Origin of the sequence: Pseudomonas poae, from assembly GCF_001439785.1 — a bacterium.
GTDB lineage: Bacteria > Pseudomonadota > Gammaproteobacteria > Pseudomonadales > Pseudomonadaceae > Aquipseudomonas > Aquipseudomonas poae.
Genome location: NZ_JYLI01000030.1, coordinates 12,886 through 29,712, shown reverse-complemented (window position 1 = coordinate 29,712; position 16,827 = coordinate 12,886). Strand labels below are relative to the sequence as shown.

The following is a 16,827-nucleotide window of genomic DNA, read 5'->3' as shown; positions in this document are numbered from 1 at the left end:
TCGCGACGGACGCGTCCTGCTTGTTAGCGGTGGTGACAAAGGCACCACTTCAACAAAAGCTAAGGTCAGGAGGAGGAATCAACCGGCGACTGTGGACGAGATGAAGCGTCTAAATATAAGCCTAGTGCTACACGGTCCGACGGTTGTGCATCTCCACCCTACACGTATCCCTGATAATTCGGGTGCTGCCGCGCGCAGAATCCGCAGCGGGTTGGCATTTACCGTGGGCTCCAATGGGGAGTCCACGCTCATGGCTAAACAAGACTCAATGTGGGCGATTGCGCTCACATCCAGCTCTTAACAGGCGTTGTTTCCGAAGCATTCGCCGTGGTCCGGCACAAGACTGACTGCACTTTGTGAACTGGCCGTAAATATCGGCGCAAAACGCGAGTATTCACTCTGCGCATCGCACTCGCTTCAGGCCTCATGTCACCTGCGCTTGTTACAATCCTGAGCCTTCCAGGGTGGCAAACGCCCCGTAGGACGGCCTCGCGTCCTGATGAATTGCGATGGTCAGGGCCGGCAGTTTGCCGCAAGTCCTCTGTCCAGGCCGCTTTTGGCGGCGTTCGCGACTATAGCAGCAATGATTAAGTGCTTCAATTCCATAAAAAATTGTTATCATCGCCGCCATGACGACTACCGCCCCCCCGACCCCCAGCGTCCAGCTGCTTGAGGTCTCGCCGGAATATGCCGGCCAACGCATCGACAACTTTCTCCTGGCCAGGCTCAAGGGCGTGCCCAAGACCTTGATCTACCGCATTTTGCGTAAAGGCGAAGTGCGCGTGAACAAGGGGCGCATCAAGCCCGAATACAAGCTGCAGGCTGGCGATATCGTGCGGGTGCCGCCGGTGCGCGTGCCTGAGCGTGACGAGCCGGTGCCGTTGGCGCAAGGCCTGCTGCAGCGCCTCGAAGCCTCCATCGTGTTCGAAGATAACAAACTGATCGTGATCAACAAGCCCTGTGGCATTGCGGTGCACGGCGGTAGCGGCCTGAATTACGGTGTGATCGAAGCTTTTCGTCAGTTGCGCCCGGACGCCAAGGAGCTGGAACTCGTGCATCGTCTGGACCGAGACACGTCCGGCCTGCTGATGATCGCCAAAAAGCGCAGCATGCTGCGCCACCTGCACACCGCCCTGCGTGGCGACGGCGTGGATAAGCGCTACATGGCGCTGGTGCGTGGCAACTGGGCCAGCTCGATCAAGAGCGTGCGTGCGCCGTTGCAGAAGAGCAATCTGCGCTCCGGCGAGCGCATGGTCGAAGTGGACGAGGAGGGCAAAGAGGCCCTGACCCTGTTCAAGGTGCTGCGTCGTTTCGGCGATTTTGCGACCATGGTCGAAGCCAAGCCGGTCACCGGCCGTACCCATCAGATTCGCGTGCACACGCTGCATGCGGGCCACTGCATTGCCGGCGACACCAAGTATGGCGATGAGGGGTTCTCCAAAGAGATTCGCGATCTGGGCGGCAAACGCCTGTTCCTGCACGCCTACATGCTCACGGTGCCGTTGCCCGATGGTGGCGAGCTGAAGCTCCAGGCGCCGGTCGATGAAATGTGGGCCAAGACCGTGGAGCGCCTGAGTGTCGCACCTTGACTACAAACTGCTGATTTTTGATTGGGACGGTACGCTGGCCAACTCCATTGGCCGTATCGTCGAGTCGATGCACATGGCATCGACCCGCTCGGGCTTTGAGCAGTGTTCGGATTTTGCGGTCAAGGGCATCATCGGTCTGGGCCTGCCTGAAGCGATCCGCGCCTTGTATCCGGAAATCGGCGACGCCGAGTTGATCGCGTTCCGCAATCATTACGCCGACCACTATATCGCGCTGGAAGCCACGCCTTCGCCGCTGTTCGAGGGTGTGGCGCAGTCGCTGGACGCGTTTCGCGCCGAGGGTTATCACTTGGCGGTTGCCACCGGCAAAGCCCGTCGTGGCCTGGATCGCGTGCTCAAGGCCCATGGCTGGGAGGATTACTTTGACATCACCCGCGCCGCCGACGAGACCGCCAGCAAGCCCCATCCGTTGATGCTCGAGCAGATCCTTGCCCATTGTGGCGTGTCGCCGCGTCAGGCCTTGATGGTGGGCGATGCCTCCTTCGATCTGATAATGGCGCGCAACGCCGGCATGGACAGTGTGGCGGTCAGCTACGGCGCCCAGTCCGCCCAGGCCTTGCAGCAATATGAGCCCAGGCTGACCATTGATCATTTTTCGCAATTGCAGGCCTGGCTTGGTCGGGCCCACTAAGTTTTGCTGGGGTTAAGCGTATGAGTGACGAGTGGAAAGCGCCCGAAAAGGCCGAGAGCGGTGATGAGAAAAGCTGGAAGCTGCTGGAGAAGACCCTCCTGGCTGGCGTTCAGGAGCAGCGCCGTGCGCGGCGTTGGGGGATTTTCTTCAAGCTGCTGACGTTCACTTACCTGTTGCTGATGCTGGCATTGTTCAGCCCGCTGATGGACATGGAAAAGAGCGCCACCCGTGGCGCCCATTACACCGCCCTGATCGAAGTGCGCGGGGTGATTGCCGACAAGGAGCCTGCCAGTGCCGACAATATTGTCGGCAGCCTGCGTGCGGCGTTTGAAGACACCAAGGTCAAGGGCGTGATCCTACGCATCAACAGCCCGGGCGGCAGTCCGGTGCAGTCGGGTTATGTCTATGACGAGATTCGTCGCCTGCGTGCCCTGCACCCGGACACCAAACTGTACGCGGTGATTTCCGACCTGGGTGCCTCGGGCGCCTACTATATTGCCAGCGCGGCCGACCAGATCTACGCCGACAAGGCCAGCCTGGTGGGCTCCATTGGTGTGACGGCGGCCGGTTATGGCTTTGTCGGCACCATGGAGAAGCTCGGTGTGGAGCGGCGCACCTACACCTCGGGTGAGCACAAGGCGTTCCTGGATCCGTTCCAGCCGCAGAAAGCCGATGAAACCCAGTTCTGGCAGAGTGTGCTCGACACCACCCATCGTCAGTTCATCGCCAGCGTGAAACAGGGGCGCGGTGATCGGCTGAAGGACAAGGACCATCCGGAGCTGTTTTCCGGGCTGGTGTGGTCGGGCGAGCAAGCCTTGCCGTTGGGCTTGATCGACGGCCTGGGCAGTGCCAGTTCGGTGGCGCGGGATGTGATCGGCGAGAAGGAGTTGGTGGACTTCACGGTCGAGGAATCGCCGTTTGACCGCTTCTCCAAGAAGCTCGGTGCCAGCGTTGCGGAGAAGCTGGCTTTGTACATGGGCTTCCAGGGGCCGGTGCTGCGCTGATCTCTCAAGGCCGATGTGATTCATAGGGGGAGGGGGCTTGCTCCCGATAGCGGTGCATCAGTCAGCTTATCTACAAGCTGGCCCACCGCAATCGGGAGCAAGCCCCCTCCCACATTTGGTTGTGTGTGGCTTCAGGGGATTTGTACGCCTTCGGCCAGCAGCATATCCACCAGTCGAATCAGCGGCAGGCCAACAAGGCTCGTTGCATCCGGCCCTTCGGTGCTCCGGAACAGGCTCACACCCAGTCCCTCCGCCTTGAAGCTGCCCGCGCAGTCATAGGGCTGTTCGATCCGCAGGTAGCGCTCGATGCGTTCCGCGTCCAGTTCACGCATGTGCACGGTAAAAGGCACGCAGTCGACCTGGCAGTGCCCTGTGTCGCTGTTGAGCAGTGTCAGGCCTGTAAGAAAGCTCACACGCTTGCCGCTGGCTGCCAGTAGTTGCTCACGGGCGTTTTCGAATGTATGGGGTTTGCCGATAATCCGGCCTTCAAGCGCAGCGACCTGATCGGAACCAATAATCAAATGGCCGGGATGGCTGGCGGCGAGGGCGCGCGCTTTTTGTTCGGCCAGGCGCTTGACCAGTTCAATGGCTGACTCATCCTGTCGGTGGCTTTCATCGATATCCGGCGAGCCGCAGGTGAACGGCAGTTGCAGGCGGCTGAGCAATTCCCGGCGGTAAACCGAGCTGGATGCGAGTAATAAAGGCAGCATGGGCATCTCCTCAAGGCAGCGGCCGATTCTAGCGGCGTGACCGGCTGACGCACAGGGCTGAATTTCCTTTGACATGGCCGGGTGCATCCCTATAATGCTGCGCCTATGTTGAATGACCCGATTCCACCTCACGTTGACCCGCGCAAATTGGCTGATCGTGGCACTTCCCTTCAAGGTGAAGTACTGCTGGCCGATTTGGAGAGACTCTGCGACCCGCTTTCCGACACTGTCGGTACGGTCCAGGCCAAATTCGTTTTTGAACGAGATGAACGTAAAGCTGTGGTCATTCACAGCGTTATCGACACCGAAGTCAAAATGGTTTGCCAGCGTTGTCTTGAGCTGGTCACCCTGCCGATCCACAGCGAGTGCAGTTATGCCGTGGTGAAGGAGGGTGCGAATACCCAGTCGTTGCCGAAAGGTTATGACGTGCTGGAACTGGGCGAAGATCCTTTGGATCTGCATGCACTGATCGAGGAAGAGCTTTTGCTCGCCTTGCCCATTGTGCCTGCTCATCATCCGGAAGAATGCCAGCAGCCGGAGGGGCTCGATGACGAGCCCGAACCGAGCGAGGACGAGGTAACGCGGTCCAACCCGTTCAGTGTATTGGCGCAGTTAAAGCGTGACCCAAACGTTTAGGAGTTAATCAATTATGGCTGTTCAGCAGAACAAAAAATCCCGCTCCGCCCGTGACATGCGTCGTTCCCACGATGCTCTCGAGGCTAGCACCCTGTCTGTAGAAAAAACCACCGGTGAAGTTCACCTGCGTCACCACGTATCGCCAGAAGGCGTATACCGTGGCCGTAAAGTGATCGACAAGGGCGCTGACGAGTAATCACTTGTCTGCTCAAGTCATCGCGATTGACGCAATGGGCGGGGACTTCGGTCCCCGCAGCATTGTTCAGGCCTGCATTGCCAGCCTGTCTGCCACGCCCTCGCTGCACCTGACCCTTGTCGGTCAACCCTCACTACTTGAAGAATTGATTGCCGGCCATCCGGCGGTGGATCGCGCGCGCCTGACGATTACCCCGGCCAGCGAAGCCATCGGTATGGCTGAAAAGCCGTCGATGGCCCTGCGCGGCAAACCTGACTCTTCCATGCGGGTGGCCCTTGAGTTGCTGCGCGATGGCAAGGTGCAGGCCTGTGTCAGTGCCGGCAACACTGGTGCGTTGATGGCATTGTCGCGTCATGTGCTCAAGACGCTGCCGGGGATTGATCGACCTGCGATGGTGGCGGCAATTCCGACGCAGAAAGGCTATTGCCAGCTGCTGGACCTGGGGGCCAACGTCGATTGCAGTGCCGAGCACCTGTTCCAGTTCGCGGTGATGGGCTCGGTGGCCGCCGAAGCGCTGGGCGTTTCCCGGCCACGGGTGGCCTTGCTGAATATCGGCACTGAAGACATCAAGGGCAACCAGCAGGTCAAGCTCGCCGCTGCTTTGTTGCAAGGTGCGCGCGGCTTGAACTACATCGGTTTTGTCGAGGGTGACGGTTTGTATCGGGGCGAAGCCGATGTAGTGGTGTGCGACGGGTTTGTCGGCAATATCCTGCTCAAGTCGAGCGAAGGCTTGGCGACCATGATTGCGGCGCGTATCGAGGCGCTGTTCAGGCAGAACCTGCTTTCGCGTATGGTCGGTGCGCTGGCGTTGCCCTTGATGCGCCGCTTGCAGGCTGACCTGGCGCCAGCCCGGCATAACGGTGCGAGTTTTCTCGGTTTGCAGGGCATTGTGGTCAAAAGCCACGGCTCGGCGGGTGTGCAGGGTTTTCAGAGTGCGATTGCGCGGGCCGTGATCGAGATCCAGGAAAACCTGCCGCAACGCCTGCATGGCCGTCTCGAGGGCCTGTTGCCTTAGGCGAATCGGCCCGGGGATGCTTAAATGTGACCGGCCAGTTCAATTGACCATCCAATCTGTCAGTTTCGTGCGCTCCCATCGTAGGGGTGAGCATTTTCTACGACCAGATCATTAGGGGCTTGTTACATGTCTACATCCCTCGCATTCGTCTTTCCAGGGCAGGGTTCGCAGTCCCTCGGCATGTTGGCCGAGCTGGGCGCGCAATTCCCGCTGATCCTGGATACCTTCAAGGAAGCTTCCGACGCCCTGGGTTACGACCTCTGGGCACTGACCCAGCAAGGGCCGGAAGAGCAACTCAATCAAACCGATAAAACCCAGCCGGCCATCCTGACCGCCTCGATTGCCTTGTGGCGCGTGTGGCTGGCCGAAGGGGGCGCGCGTCCGGCCTATGTCGCCGGTCACAGCCTTGGCGAATACAGCGCCCTGGTAGCCGCCGGCAGCCTGACCCTCGCCGAGGCGGTCAAGCTGGTCGAGCGTCGTGGCCAGTTGATGCAGGAAGCCGTCCCGGCCGGGCAGGGCGGCATGGCCGCGATCCTCGGTCTGGACGATGCGGTGGTGATCCAGGCCTGTGCCGAAGCGGCCCAGGGTGAAGTGGTCAGTGCGGTGAACTTCAACTCCCCCGGCCAGGTGGTCATCGCCGGGGCCAAGGCTGCGGTCGAACGCGCCATTGAAGGCTGCAAGGCTCTGGGCGCCAAACGTGCCTTGCCGTTGCCGGTGAGCGTGCCATCGCACTGCGAGCTGATGCGTCCGGCAGCCGAGCGGTTTGCCGAGTCCATCGCCGCCATCGACTGGCAGGCGCCGCAGATCCCGCTGGTGCAGAACGTCAGTGCGGCCGTTGCCGTCGACCTCGACACCCTCAAGCGCGACCTGCTGGAGCAACTCTACAAGCCGGTACGCTGGGTTGAGTCGGTGCAGACGCTGGCGGCCAATGGCGCGACCACGCTTGTCGAGTGCGGCCCGGGCAAAGTCCTGGCCGGCCTGAACAAGCGCTGCGCCGACGGCGTGTCGACTGCCAACCTCAATACCCCGGATGCCTTCGCTGCCGCGCTTGCGGCACTGGCCTGAAACCTTTTAGGAGAAGCCTGCATGAGTCTGCAAGGTAAAGTTGCACTGGTCACCGGCGCAAGCCGTGGCATTGGCCAGGCGATCGCCCTGGAACTGGGCCGTCAAGGCGCCGTTGTGATCGGCACCGCCACTTCCGCCGCGGGCGCCGAGCGTATTGCCGCGACCTTGAAGGAAAACGGCGTTCAGGGCACCGGTCTTGAATTGAATGTGACCAGCGATGAATCCGTTGCGGCGGTACTGACCGAGATCACGGCACAATTCGGCGCACCGGCTATTCTGGTCAACAATGCCGGCATCACCCGCGATAACCTGGTGATGCGCATGAAAGACGACGAGTGGTACGACGTGGTCGATACCAACCTGAACAGTCTGTTTCGCCTGTCCAAGGGCGTTTTGCGTGGCATGACCAAGGCGCGTTGGGGGCGAATTATCAATATTGGTTCCGTAGTGGGTGCCATGGGCAACGCAGGCCAAGTAAACTATGCCTCCGCCAAGGCCGGCCTGGAAGGTTTCAGCCGTGCACTGGCGCGGGAAGTCGGCTCGCGTGCCATCACGGTCAACTCGGTGGCCCCAGGGTTCATCGACACCGATATGACCCGCGAACTGCCGGATGTACAGCGTGAAGCCTTGCTGGCGCAGATTCCGCTGGGCCGTTTGGGCCAGGCTCAAGAGATCGCGAATGTGGTCACTTTCCTGGCATCTGACGGTGCGGCATACGTGACTGGGGCTACAATCCCAGTGAACGGCGGGATGTACATGAGCTAAATTGTGACGGATCGCTTCAAAAAAATGTCATACGAGCTGTCTAAAATCCGTTATAAAGCTGCAACTTAATTTATAGGCAGGTGGCCGACCGGGTACAGGGTGAAGCTTTCAGTTGAAAAGCTGAAATGGCTTTCTATACACTTACTCACTGGCCAGCTGCCTGAATTTGTCCATTAGGAGTTAAACAAGGTATGAGCACCATCGAAGAGCGCGTCAAGAAAATCGTTGCCGAGCAACTGGGCGTTAAGGAAGAAGAAGTGGTCAACACTGCTTCCTTCGTAGAAGACCTGGGTGCCGATTCCCTTGACACCGTTGAGCTGGTGATGGCTCTGGAAGAGGAATTCGAGACCGAAATCCCGGACGAAGAAGCTGAAAAAATCACTACTGTTCAAGCTGCTATCGACTACGTTACCAGCCACCAGGCGTAATAGTTTGTAGTCGTCGCTTGCTGTCAGGGAAAAACCGCACTGCTGTAACGGCGTGCGGTTTTTTCTTTAGCGCTGATGAAAAGTGTCGTCATCAAGAAAAAGGAGAGTGCTGTGTCGCGTAGACGCGTCGTAGTCACCGGTATGGGTATGTTGTCGCCACTGGGTACGGATGTGCCGAGCAGTTGGCAGGGCATTCTGGCTGGCCGCAGTGGTATCGGTCTGATCGAACATACGGACCTTTCTGCCTATTCCACCCGTTTTGGCGGCTCGGTAAAGGGCTTCAATGTCGAGGAATATCTCTCGATCAAAGAGTCCCGCAAGCTCGACCTGTTCATTCAATACGGTCTGGCCGCAGGTTTTCAGGCAGTGCGTAACGCAGGTCTGGAAGTCACTGACGCCAACCGTGAGCGCATCGGCGTGGCCATGGGTTCGGGTATTGGCGGTTTGACCAATATCGAAGAAACCAGCCGCATCCTGCACGATTCTGGCCCGCGTCGAATTTCACCGTTCTTCGTGCCCGGCTCGATCATCAATATGATTTCCGGCTTCCTGTCCATCCACCTGGGTGCGCAGGGACCCAACTACGCTATTGCCACGGCGTGCACCACGGGCACCCATTGCATCGGCATGGCGGCGCGCAATATCGCCTACGATGAAGCTGACGTGATGATCGCCGGTGGCGCCGAGATGGCCGCCTGCGGGCTGGGCATGGGCGGCTTCGGTGCCTCCCGTGCGCTGTCGACCCGCAACGATGAGCCAACCCGTGCCAGCCGTCCGTGGGACAAGGGCCGTGATGGCTTCGTGCTGTCCGATGGCGCCGGTGCGCTGGTGCTCGAAGAGCTGGAGCACGCCAAGGCGCGCGGTGCCACCATCTACGCTGAGCTGATCGGCTTTGGCATGAGCGGCGACGCGTTCCACATGACCTCCCCACCGTCCGACGGTGCCGGTGCTGCGCGGTGCATCACCAATGCCCTGCGCGATGCCAAGGTCAACGCCGACCAGGTGCAGTACATCAACGCTCATGGCACCTCGACCCCGACCGGCGATCTGGCGGAAGCCGAAGCCATCAAATCGGTGTTCGGTGAGCACGCCTACAAGCTGGCGGTCAGCTCCACCAAGTCCATGACCGGCCACTTGTTGGGCGCGGCGGGCGCGGTCGAAGCGATCTTCAGCGTCATGGCCATCAAGGACCAGGTCGCTCCGCCGACCATCAACCTCGATGAACCTGACGAAGGCTGCGACCTGAACTTCGTGCCCCACGAAGCCCAGACGATGCCGATCGACGTGGCGATTTCCAACTCGTTCGGCTTTGGTGGCACCAACGGTTCCCTGGTGTTCCGCCGGTTCGCAGAGTGATGCACAGCTGGGTCGACGGTCAGCCAGCGGACAGCGTGCCCCTGAAAGATCGTGGCCTGGCTTACGGTGACGGCCTGTTCGAGACCCTTGCGGTCAAGGGTGGGCGGCCGGTGCTGCTTGAGCGTCACCTGCAACGTCTCGAAGAGGGTTGCAGGCGCCTCGCTCTGGCGGCGGATCATGAGCTGATCCGCAGCGAAGTACAGGCCTTTGCCGCCGCCCTGGGTGACGGCGTGCTCAAACTGATCCTTACCCGCGGCGACAGCCTGCGCGGCTACGGCATCAACCCCGGCGCGCCGGTGCGGCGTATTCTGCAAGGCTCTGCGCCTGCGACCTATCCCCCGGCCCATGAAACTGTCGGCATCCGCCTGTTTCCGTGCGCCACCCGTTTGGCCGAGCAGCCGTTGCTGGCCGGCCTCAAGCACCTCAACCGTCTCGAACAAGTGATCGCCCGCGCAGAATGGCAGGACGCCGAGCATGCCGAAGGCCTGATGCTGGACAGGTCCGGTCGCGTCATCGAAGGCGTCTTCAGCAACCTGTTTCTGGTGCGCGACGGCAGGTTGCTGACCGCTGATCTGAATCGTTGCGGCGTGGCCGGGGTGATGCGCGCCGAGATCCGGGCCCAGGCACAAGCGCTGGGCATCCCCGTGGCCGTGGCTGACATCAGCCTGGAGCACCTGCAACAGGCCGATGAAGTCTTCATCTGCAACAGCGTTTATGGCATTTGGCCGGTGCGCGGCTGTGCTGCGATGAGCTGGTCGGTTGGGCCGCTCACCCGTAAACTGCAGGGCATCGTTCGCGCGCTATTGGATATTTGAGTTGATACGAAAACTGATTGTACTGCTGCTGATCGGCCTGTTCTCGGCAGCGTTGCTGGTGGGGATTGGCGCCTGGAAATACGAGTCTGCCTTGAAGCAGCCGTTGAAACTGACCCAGGAGCAATTACTCGACGTACCGGCCGGGGCCACGCCAACCGGCACGTTCAACCGCCTGGAAAACGAAGGCGTGATCGACGGTGCCTTCTGGTTGCGTTTGTACTGGCGTTTCAATCTCGACGGCCAGCCCCTGCACAGCGGCGAATACCGCATGACCCCGGGCATGACGGCCCAGGACCTGATCGGCCTGTGGCAGCGCGGCGAAGTGGTGCAGTACAGCCTGACCCTGGTGGAAGGCTGGAATTTCCGTCAGGTGCGGTCCGCCCTGGCCAGGCACGACAAGATCGTGCAATCCCTGTCCGGTCTCAGCGACAGTGAAGTGATGGACAAGCTTGGCCATCCCGGTGTATTCCCCGAGGGGCGTTTTTTCCCGGATACCTACCGCTTCGTGCGGGGCATGACCGATGTCGAATTCCTGAAAAAAGCCTACAACCGCCTGGACGACGTACTTGCCCAGGAATGGAGCAAGCGCGCCGCCGATGCGCCGTATACCGATCCTTATCAGGCGCTGATCATGGCGTCCCTGGTGGAAAAGGAAACCGGTGTGCCGGAAGAACGCGCGCAGATCGCCGGCGTGTTTGTGCGTCGCCTGAAGATCGGCATGCAGCTGCAGACCGATCCCACGGTGATCTACGGCCTGGGTGAGCGCTACAACGGCAAGTTGACCCGTGCTCACCTCAAGGAAGCCAACCCCTATAACACCTATATGATTGCCGGCCTGCCGCCGACGCCGATTGCCATGGTCGGGCGCGAGGCGATCCATGCCGCGCTGAACCCGGCGCCGGGCAGCAGTCTGTATTTTGTCGCCCGTGGCGATGGCAGCCATATCTTCTCCGACGACCTGGATGCGCATAATGCCGCCGTGCGCGAGTTTCAGCTCAAGCGCCGCGCCGATTACCGCTCCAGCCCGGCGCCAGCGGTGAAGCCGCTGGACGAAGTGACGCCTCCAGCCGACTCACCGGCCGACGCACCGGCCGACTCACCGGTCGAGTCCGCGCCGGATACAGCCGCGCCGCAAAGCCCGCAATGACTCTGACTAAGGACCACCTGTGACTGGCCTGTTTATTACCCTGGAAGGCCCGGAAGGCGCCGGCAAGAGCACCAACCGCGATTACCTGGCCGAGCGCCTGCGTGCGCAGGGTATCGAAGTGGTATTGACCCGCGAACCTGGCGGTACGCCCCTGGCCGAGCGCATTCGCGACGTGCTGCTGGCCCCGGCCGACGAGCCGATGAACCCCGACACCGAGCTTCTGCTGGTGTTTGCCGCCCGTGCCCAGCACCTTGCCGAAGTTATTCGCCCGGCCCTGGCGCGCGGCGCGGTGGTGATCTGCGACCGTTTTACCGATTCCACCTACGCCTATCAGGGCGGTGGCCGGGGCCTGTGCCTTGAGCGCATCGCCAGCCTGGAAACCTTCGTGCAGGGCGATTTGCGTCCCGACCTGACACTGCTGTTCGACCTGCCGGTGGACGTGGGCATGGCCCGTGCCAGTGCGCGTGGTCGTCTGGACCGGTTCGAGCTCGAAGGCCATGGCTTCTTCGATGCCGTGCGCAGCGCCTTTATCCGCCGTGCCGAGGCCGAGCCTGCGCGTTATCACCGGCTGGATGCCGCTCAGCCGTTGGCCCAGGTGCAGCAGAATATCGATGCCTTGCTGCCAACCTTGCTGGAGCGCGGCCGTGGCTGAAGCCTACCCGTGGCAGGACGGCCTCTGGCAGCAACTGGCCGGCCGTGCCCAGCACGCCCATGCCTATTTGCTGCACGGGCCGATTGGCATCGGCAAGCGCGCCCTCGCCGAGCGTCTGATGGCCAGCCTGCTGTGCCAGCGCCCGGTCAACCTGCATGCCTGCGGTGAGTGCAAGTCCTGCCTGCTGCTCAAGGCCGGCAGCCACCCGGACAACTATCTCCTGGAACCTGAGGAAGCGGACAAGGCGATCAAGGTCGACCAGGTGCGCGATCTTGTCAGCTTCGTGGTGCAAACCGCGCAGATGGGCGGGCGCAAGGTGGTGCTGATCGAACCGGTGGAAGCGATGAACATCAACGCCGCCAACGCTCTGCTCAAAAGTCTGGAGGAACCGTCCGGCGACACCGTACTGCTGCTGGTGAGCCATCAGTCCAGTCGCCTGCTACCGACCATTCGCAGCCGCTGTGTGCAGCAGGCGTGCCCGTTACCCAGTGAGGCGATGAGCCTGCAATGGCTGGCGCAGGCGCTGCCGGACTGCGGCGAAGAAGAACGCGTGGAGCTGCTGACCCTTGCCGCAGGCTCGCCATTGGCTGCGGTGAAACTGCAGGCTCAGGGCGTTCGCGAACAGCGCGCGCTGGTGGTGGACGGCGTGAAGAAGCTGCTCAAGCAAGAGCTCTCTGCCACGCAACTGGCCGAAACCGCGTGGAAGGATATTCCGCTGCTGCTGCTGTTCGACTGGTTCTGCGACTGGTCGAGCCTGATTCTGCGCTATCAGTTGACCCAGGACGAAAGCGGCCTGGGTCTGCCGGATATGCGCAAAGTGGTGCAGTACCTTGCGCAGAAAAGTGCGCAGGACAAGGTGCTGGCGATCCAGGATTGGATCCTCGCCCAGCGCCAGAAGGTACTCGGCAAGGCCAACCTCAACCGCGTGCTGTTGCTTGAAGCACTGCTGGTGCAGTGGGTCGGCCTGCTCGGGCGCCGTTAATTTCCACGGCCCACGGGTGTACCGTTGGCCCGCCACTCCTGAAGTCGTGATTTCCTATGCTTGTAGACTCCCATTGCCACCTCGACCGTCTTGACCTCGCCCAGCACGGCGGCTCCCTCGATGCCGCCCTGGAAGCAGCCCGCCAGCGCGGGGTAGGACACTTTCTATGCATCGGCGTCAGCGCCGAAAACGCCGCCAGCGTCAAAGCCCTGGCTGAACGCTATGCCGATGTGGATTGCTCGGTGGGCATTCACCCGCTGGACCTCAAGCCTGGTGAAACCCCGGCCCTCGACTGGCTGCTTGGCGAACTCGACCACCCGCGCGTGGTGGCCATCGGTGAAACCGGCCTGGACTACCACTACGAGCCCGAAGCCGCAGACGTGCAGCAGGCCTCGTTCCGCCTGCACCTGCAGGCGGCCGCGCAGACCGGCAAACCGGTGATCGTCCACACCCGTGGCGCCCGCGCCGACACCCTGACCCTGCTGCGCGAAGCCGCGCTGCCCCAGGCGGGCGTGTTGCATTGCTTCACCGAAGATTGGGACATGGCCAAGGCCGCTCTGGACCTGGGGTTCTACATTTCACTGTCGGGCATCGTCACCTTCCGCAACGCCGATGCGCTGCGCGATGTGGCCCGTCAGGTGCCCGCCGACCGATTGCTGGTGGAAACTGACTCGCCGTACCTGGCGCCGATCCCCCATCGTGGCAAGCCTAATCTGCCGGAATACGTGCGCGACGTCGCGGACTACCTGGCGATGCTGCGCGGTGAGTCCTGCGAGCGTTTTGCCGAGCAGACCACCGAGAACTTCAAGCGTCTATTCCCCCTGGCACACGTCGCCGATTGATCCCCCACAAATCGCAGGCAAAAAAAACCCGGGTTCTGGGGGGATGAATCCGGGTTAAGACCATTAGGAGTAAACAAGGGCACTCAGTCCGTCGGTACCCAGGTCGCCGCGTCACTTGGGGGAGATGCCGCGCCGACAGTTGAAGTATTGATCAGTATCGGATTCAGTCCAGTCGCGGTTGGTCGTTTTTTAAACAGATTTGGAATACGCGCGCTTCCCTTGAGTTCTCATTGGGCGGGCACCGGCACCGGCACTGCGTCTTGTTTTTGACTGATACAGGCAAAAACGTTGGCGGATTGAAGGTAAAGTGCCGGACGGGTTCACATAGGCGTTGCTCAACGACCGTTCAGTCGGGATAATCCCTCGCATCGGGTAAATCGTATCGCCACGTATCCGTGGCCCTGCGTGACCCTTCCCATTCCGACCTCTGCAGAACTCTTCCTCATGCACAAAGAACCCCGTAAGGTCCGTGAGTTTCGCCGCCGTGAGCAGGAAATTCTCGACACCGCACTCAAGTTGTTTCTCGACCAGGGTGAGGACAGCGTCACCGTCGAGATGATTGCGGATGCCGTGGGTATCGGCAAAGGCACCATCTACAAGCACTTCAAGTCCAAGGCCGAGATCTATCTGCGCCTGATGCTCGACTATGAGCGTGACTTGAACGAACTGCTGCACTCGGCCGATGTCGACAAGGACAAGGAAGCCCTGTCGCGTGCCTACTTCGAGTTCCGCATGCGCGACCCGCAGCGCTACCGCCTGTTCGACCGCCTGGAAGAGAAGGTGGTCAAAGGCCATCAAGTGCCGGAAATGGTCGAGGAACTGCACAAGATCCGCGCCTCCAACTTCGAACGTCTGACCTTGTTGATCAAAGGCCGCATCAGCGAAGGCAAGCTCGAAGACGTGCCGCCATACTTCCACTACTGCGCGGCCTGGGCCTTGGTGCATGGCGCCGTGGCGCTGTACCACTCGCCGTTCTGGAGCAATGTGCTGGAAGACCAGGAAGGCTTTTTCCAGTTCCTGATGGACATTGGTGTGCGCATGGGCAACAAGCGCAAGCACAGCGGCGAGCTGCCAGGCGCGGAGCCGAAAACCGGCGAGACCCCGGCCACCTGAGCCATTCGCCACAATGATGGCGTGATGATTTGCTGCCGGGCGCATTACCCCAGGAATATACTCAGGCATGGACCTTGCTAAAAGCTGAGTTATAAGTCAGTTTTCAGTGCGCCAGAATTATCCGCTGCCGGAGTGATCCATGATCGTTGATCGTCAAGGCAGGCGTTTTCGCAATTTGCGAATCAGCCTGACCTCAGCCTGCAATTACGCGTGTACCTACTGCGTGCCCGACGGCAAGCGGCTGGTGGCTGCCCAGGATGAACTCTCGGCCCAGGCCATGGCCCGTGGCGTGGCGTACCTGATCGAAGCGGCCGGTATCGATCGTCTGCGCATCACTGGCGGCGAACCGCTGGTGAGCCCCAAGCTGGAAGCCTTCATGGGCGAAGTGGGGCAAATGGGGCTCAGCGATATCAGCCTGACCACCAATGGTCAGCTGCTTGCGCGCAAACTTGCGCTGCTGGTGGACGCCGGCATTCGGCGCATCAACGTCTCTCTCGACACCCTGGACGCCGACGCTTTTCGCAGCATCGCCCGTGGCGGCGACCTGGCTACGGTGCTGGACGGCATGGACCAGGCCCGCGCCGCCGGTATCAAAATCAAGGTCAACATGGTGCCCCTGCGCGGGCAGAACCTCGACCAGGTGATGCCGCTGCTCGACTACTGCCTGGAGCGCGGCTATGAATTGCGCTTTATCGAATTGATGCGCATGGGCCACTTGGCCAGGGACTCCAACGCGTTCCTGCAGCAGTTCGTCAGCCTGCAGCAACTGCTCAGCCTGATCGGCGAGCATCACGAATACCTGCAGGCCAATGCCCCCGTGGATGCCACGGCGGTACGTTATGAAGTGCCGGGCAAGGGCTTCTTCGGGGTGATCGCCAACGAGAGTGTGCCGTTTTGCCGTACCTGTTCGCGATTGCGGCTGTCGTCCACCGGGTGGCTGCACGGTTGCCTGTCGTCGAGTAACCGTCACTACGTCGGCGACCTTCTGGACAAACCGCGTCATCAGGCGCTGCCTGCGTTGCAGGGCCTGTTGATGAAGGCGTTGGGCGATAAACAGGAAGTCGCCTTTTCGGGCGGGGCAACAATCATGAAAATCATCGGCGGCTGACGCTATCCCGTGATTTCACAGCATCCATGGGGGAGGGGGCTTGCTCCCACATTTGATTGAGTAGCCCTCAAGCTGGCGCAGAATCTGCATCTCGTGCCCATTCGCCGGTTTTCCGTCACCGGCTTCTGGAGAGTTGGGATGCGTAGTCTGGTTTTGTTGCTGGCGTCGTTGGCGCTGGGTGGATGCATGACCGTCAGCGATATGGCCGAAGGCACTCGCTATCAAATGAGCGATGCCGGGTTGCTCGACCACAGCGACACGCGACGAACGGCCTCCGTGCGCATACAGCCCGATTCCTTTGTCTTTATCGCCCAGGGCAGCTTTGTGCCGCCGGGCAGCGCCTACCCGCGACCGAACGTGGTGGCCGAAGAAGCCTTCAACGGTTTCGTCGAATATTTCCCCATGGTGCGCCGCGCCCGTAAACCCGAAGGCCTCGAACAGGCGATGTCCGAGGCCCGTGCGGCCGGTGCTCATTACCTCCTGTACTGCCGTTTTGCCGCCGCCGATGACCGTATCGGCAACGCCGACGAATGGTCGGACCAGGAGGCGCTTGACCGCGTCGGACTGGACAGCGGGGTGATCCAGATCATGCTGATCGAGACCAGCACCCAGTATTTGATTGATACTGCACGTATTCGCAGTCGTGGCGGTTTACTGACGTTCCACGACAACAGGCCACAGGACCTGATTGCCCGCCCACTCGCGCAATACGCGCGCAGCCTGCTGGGCATGAGCAATCAGTAAAAACAAGGAGA

At 60.9% G+C, this 16,827-nt stretch carries 19 protein-coding genes; 18 read left to right on the top strand and 1 reads right to left on the bottom strand.

Annotation, left to right across the window (positions count from 1 at the left end; all coding sequences use genetic code 11):
- Nucleotides 1-629: 629 nt before the first annotated feature.
- From rluC to TU75_RS24995, 3 genes are read left to right on the top strand one after another with little or no spacing between them, the layout of a single operon-like run.
- Nucleotides 630-1,589: a 23S rRNA pseudouridine(955/2504/2580) synthase RluC gene (rluC, locus tag TU75_RS25005; protein WP_003233485.1), complete on the top strand. Its 960-nt coding sequence runs from the start codon at nt 630-632 to the stop codon at nt 1,587-1,589.
- A complete protein-coding gene (locus TU75_RS25000) occupies nt 1,576-2,238 on the top strand; it encodes an HAD-IA family hydrolase (protein ID WP_003233484.1) in 663 nt (220 codons plus the stop codon). The genes rluC and TU75_RS25000 overlap by 14 nt, the downstream gene beginning before the upstream one ends.
- A 20-nt stretch (nt 2,239-2,258) precedes the next feature.
- Nucleotides 2,259-3,242, top strand: a complete 984-nt coding sequence (locus tag TU75_RS24995) for a S49 family peptidase (RefSeq protein ID WP_060550465.1) — start codon at nt 2,259-2,261, stop codon at nt 3,240-3,242.
- A 131-nt stretch (nt 3,243-3,373) separates the two neighbouring features.
- Here the strand turns inward: TU75_RS24995 and TU75_RS24990 are convergent, their stop codons facing one another.
- The gene (locus TU75_RS24990; protein ID WP_060550464.1) at nt 3,374-3,952 is read right to left on the bottom strand and encodes a Maf family protein; all 579 of its coding nucleotides are present in this window, start codon (nt 3,950-3,952) and stop codon (nt 3,374-3,376) included.
- Nucleotides 3,953-4,057: 105 nt separating this feature from the next.
- Between TU75_RS24990 and TU75_RS24985 the strand changes: the two genes are divergently transcribed.
- From TU75_RS24985 to TU75_RS24915, 15 genes are all read left to right on the top strand, one after another.
- Nucleotides 4,058-4,588, top strand: coding sequence for a YceD family protein (locus TU75_RS24985; RefSeq protein ID WP_003233480.1), 531 nt, complete (start codon nt 4,058-4,060; stop codon nt 4,586-4,588).
- A 13-nt stretch (nt 4,589-4,601) separates the two neighbouring features.
- A complete protein-coding gene (rpmF, locus tag TU75_RS24980) occupies nt 4,602-4,784 on the top strand; it encodes a 50S ribosomal protein L32 (protein ID WP_003179396.1) in 183 nt (60 codons plus the stop codon).
- Nucleotides 4,785-4,788: 4 nt separating this feature from the next.
- Complete coding sequence (gene plsX, locus TU75_RS24975) at nt 4,789-5,799, top strand: phosphate acyltransferase PlsX (RefSeq protein WP_080627519.1); 1,011 nt, start codon at nt 4,789-4,791, stop codon at nt 5,797-5,799.
- A gap of 126 nt (nt 5,800-5,925) precedes the next feature.
- A complete protein-coding gene (fabD, locus tag TU75_RS24970) occupies nt 5,926-6,864 on the top strand; it encodes an ACP S-malonyltransferase (protein ID WP_041931518.1) in 939 nt (312 codons plus the stop codon).
- Between the two features lie 21 nt (nt 6,865-6,885).
- Entirely contained in the window at nt 6,886-7,629 is a 744-nt protein-coding gene (gene fabG, locus TU75_RS24965; protein ID WP_003233474.1) for a 3-oxoacyl-ACP reductase FabG, read from the top strand.
- A gap of 191 nt (nt 7,630-7,820) precedes the next feature.
- The gene (acpP, locus tag TU75_RS24960) at nt 7,821-8,057 is read left to right on the top strand and encodes an acyl carrier protein (protein WP_003175607.1); all 237 of its coding nucleotides are present in this window, start codon (nt 7,821-7,823) and stop codon (nt 8,055-8,057) included.
- 111 nt (nt 8,058-8,168) lie between these two features.
- On the top strand, nt 8,169-9,413 hold the full coding sequence (fabF, locus tag TU75_RS24955; protein WP_060550463.1) for a beta-ketoacyl-ACP synthase II: 1,245 nt from the start codon (nt 8,169-8,171) through the stop codon (nt 9,411-9,413).
- Entirely contained in the window at nt 9,413-10,228 is an 816-nt protein-coding gene (gene pabC, locus TU75_RS24950; RefSeq protein WP_060550462.1) for an aminodeoxychorismate lyase, read from the top strand. The genes fabF and pabC overlap by 1 nt, the downstream gene beginning before the upstream one ends.
- Before the next feature lies 1 nt (nt 10,229).
- On the top strand, nt 10,230-11,375 hold the full coding sequence (gene mltG / locus TU75_RS24945) for an endolytic transglycosylase MltG (RefSeq protein WP_060550461.1): 1,146 nt from the start codon (nt 10,230-10,232) through the stop codon (nt 11,373-11,375).
- Between the two features lie 19 nt (nt 11,376-11,394).
- The gene (gene tmk / locus TU75_RS24940) at nt 11,395-12,027 is read left to right on the top strand and encodes a dTMP kinase (protein WP_060550460.1); all 633 of its coding nucleotides are present in this window, start codon (nt 11,395-11,397) and stop codon (nt 12,025-12,027) included.
- Nucleotides 12,020-13,009, top strand: a complete 990-nt coding sequence (locus TU75_RS24935) for a DNA polymerase III subunit delta' (RefSeq protein ID WP_015372760.1) — start codon at nt 12,020-12,022, stop codon at nt 13,007-13,009. Before tmk ends, TU75_RS24935 begins: the two co-directional genes overlap by 8 nt.
- A gap of 56 nt (nt 13,010-13,065) precedes the next feature.
- On the top strand, nt 13,066-13,851 hold the full coding sequence (locus tag TU75_RS24930) for a TatD family hydrolase (RefSeq protein ID WP_003233462.1): 786 nt from the start codon (nt 13,066-13,068) through the stop codon (nt 13,849-13,851).
- A 444-nt stretch (nt 13,852-14,295) separates the two neighbouring features.
- Nucleotides 14,296-14,964 carry a TetR/AcrR family transcriptional regulator gene (locus TU75_RS24925; RefSeq protein ID WP_003233460.1) on the top strand — a complete coding sequence of 223 codons (669 nt, stop codon included), beginning with the start codon at nt 14,296-14,298 and terminating at the stop codon, nt 14,962-14,964.
- 139 nt (nt 14,965-15,103) lie between these two features.
- Complete coding sequence (locus TU75_RS24920) at nt 15,104-16,072, top strand: GTP 3',8-cyclase MoaA (protein WP_003233458.1); 969 nt, start codon at nt 15,104-15,106, stop codon at nt 16,070-16,072.
- Between the two features lie 138 nt (nt 16,073-16,210).
- Complete coding sequence (locus TU75_RS24915; protein WP_003233456.1) at nt 16,211-16,816, top strand: DUF4823 domain-containing protein; 606 nt, start codon at nt 16,211-16,213, stop codon at nt 16,814-16,816.
- Nucleotides 16,817-16,827 lie beyond the last annotated feature (11 nt).

What these genes read in the sequence shown, in the direction of transcription:
- TU75_RS24925 (WP_003233460.1), top strand. Translation starts at nt 14,296, where the DNA reads ATGCACAAAGAACCCCGTAAGGTCCGTGAGTTTCGCCGCCGTGAGCAG.
- TU75_RS24985 (WP_003233480.1), top strand. Translation starts at nt 4,058, where the DNA reads ATGTTGAATGACCCGATTCCACCTCACGTTGACCCGCGCAAATTGGCT.
- TU75_RS24995 (WP_060550465.1), top strand. Translation starts at nt 2,259, where the DNA reads ATGAGTGACGAGTGGAAAGCGCCCGAAAAGGCCGAGAGCGGTGATGAG.
- rpmF (WP_003179396.1), top strand. Translation starts at nt 4,602, where the DNA reads ATGGCTGTTCAGCAGAACAAAAAATCCCGCTCCGCCCGTGACATGCGT.
- TU75_RS24930 (WP_003233462.1), top strand. Translation starts at nt 13,066, where the DNA reads ATGCTTGTAGACTCCCATTGCCACCTCGACCGTCTTGACCTCGCCCAG.
- fabG (WP_003233474.1), top strand. Translation starts at nt 6,886, where the DNA reads ATGAGTCTGCAAGGTAAAGTTGCACTGGTCACCGGCGCAAGCCGTGGC.
- TU75_RS24920 (WP_003233458.1), top strand. Translation starts at nt 15,104, where the DNA reads ATGATCGTTGATCGTCAAGGCAGGCGTTTTCGCAATTTGCGAATCAGC.
- TU75_RS24990 (WP_060550464.1), bottom strand. Translation starts at nt 3,952, where the DNA reads ATGCTGCCTTTATTACTCGCATCCAGCTCGGTTTACCGCCGGGAATTG.
- rluC (WP_003233485.1), top strand. Translation starts at nt 630, where the DNA reads ATGACGACTACCGCCCCCCCGACCCCCAGCGTCCAGCTGCTTGAGGTC.
- fabD (WP_041931518.1), top strand. Translation starts at nt 5,926, where the DNA reads ATGTCTACATCCCTCGCATTCGTCTTTCCAGGGCAGGGTTCGCAGTCC.
- pabC (WP_060550462.1), top strand. Translation starts at nt 9,413, where the DNA reads ATGCACAGCTGGGTCGACGGTCAGCCAGCGGACAGCGTGCCCCTGAAA.
- TU75_RS24915 (WP_003233456.1), top strand. Translation starts at nt 16,211, where the DNA reads ATGCGTAGTCTGGTTTTGTTGCTGGCGTCGTTGGCGCTGGGTGGATGC.
- acpP (WP_003175607.1), top strand. Translation starts at nt 7,821, where the DNA reads ATGAGCACCATCGAAGAGCGCGTCAAGAAAATCGTTGCCGAGCAACTG.